The sequence below is a fragment of the Anaerovibrio sp. genome (assembly GCF_045637405.1).
In the GTDB taxonomy this organism is placed as follows: Bacteria; Bacillota; Negativicutes; order Selenomonadales; family Selenomonadaceae; genus Anaerovibrio.
The window spans coordinates 1-1,263 of sequence record NZ_JAZTZI010000152.1 but is presented as its reverse complement, the minus strand read 5'-3'; the positions used below and the strand labels follow the sequence as shown (position 1 = coordinate 1,263).

Here is a 1,263-nt window from a genome sequence, read left to right as displayed (position 1 = left end):
TTATAAGGGTTACGCACACAGACAAAGCCATCTTTAAGCCTGTTGGCAAACCAGTCAGCGTAAAATGCCGGGATATCTGTACGCTGTCCTGTATTTATAATCATCCCCCATCACCACCTTCCCAAATACCCAATTAAATACATATTATCTAATTATTTTGGGCGATTTGTTCCTTATCAAACTTCCGGGCAAAGATAATCCACACTATAGCTATATATATCATAAACTGTCCTATAGTGGTGGCGCAATCGAAAAAACCGGCTCCCCGAAATACCACATCCCTGATAAACTTAAATTCCCAAGTCAGCGGGAAAATCTGATTGAACCAATGCACCCACTCTGGCATCAAGGTCATGGGCACGCCGTATCCGCCAAAGATAAAGCCCCCTGGCACAAACAAGATCATTCGGCTGGAGGCCGCCCCGGGATTAGCTGCCCCCCAGCCCATTATCAGGGAAATCATCCCCAAGGTGATAATGTAAATGGCCTGAACGAAAAAGTATAATAATATACTTCCGGAAAAATTAATATCTCCCCAAAACCGCAGAACCACAAGACCTATGAAGTTGGCAATTAGCCAACAACCGCAATAGGGTAGCAGTCGCTGCAGCAAATCATAGGCTGTACCTAATTTCAAATGCAGGGCCATTTTCCCTTCCTGCCGCAGCCGGGGTACCATCCCCAAGGTGGCAAAGGCAAAAAACATACTGGAAAAGAAAATCAAAAAACCAATAACTTCACCATTGCTGGCGGAATCACTGGGATTGAACAAACTGCGGGACACCAGCTTGGTACCTCCCTGTATGGTATCTCCGGTACCCAAGGATGGATTATTCACATCCGCCACAATTTCATTTAAGGCTTCCCGTACACCACTGAGGGCTGATGAGCTGGTATTGTCGTAAAATACACCAATATCCACCGCCTCACCATTATAGTGGTTTTTCTCCATGCCCTGTGGAAAATACACCACCGCATAAGCCTTGTCCCGATACATGAGCTCATTGGGCTCCACTGGGGTATTGATAACCGCCTTAACGGCAATTAACTGGGAATTATTCAAATCATTGATTATTTCCCGGCTATAATGGGAATTATCCAAATCTATAACCATTATTGGAGTATCCTTGGCATAGTTTAGTCCCAGCATGACGCTAAAAATGACCGTTATTACCAAAGATACCATAATGGAAACCTTCTCATAGGGCATTCCCTGACCGGACAGCAGGGTCTTTAATTCGTCACGAAAGGCCTTCATCTAAG

The 1,263-nt window shown here is 44.8% G+C and carries 2 protein-coding genes; both read right to left on the bottom strand.

The window, feature by feature from the left end:
• Positions 1–104 (bottom strand): DUF1848 family protein (locus ACKI5G_RS10330; RefSeq protein WP_407400104.1); only part of this gene is annotated, 104 nt, incomplete at its 3' end.
• Positions 105–148: 44 nt separating this feature from the next.
• Positions 149–1,186, bottom strand: coding sequence for an ABC transporter permease (locus tag ACKI5G_RS10325; RefSeq protein WP_407400102.1), 1,038 nt, complete (start codon positions 1,184–1,186; stop codon positions 149–151).
• Between the last annotated feature and the right edge of the window lie 77 nt (positions 1,187–1,263).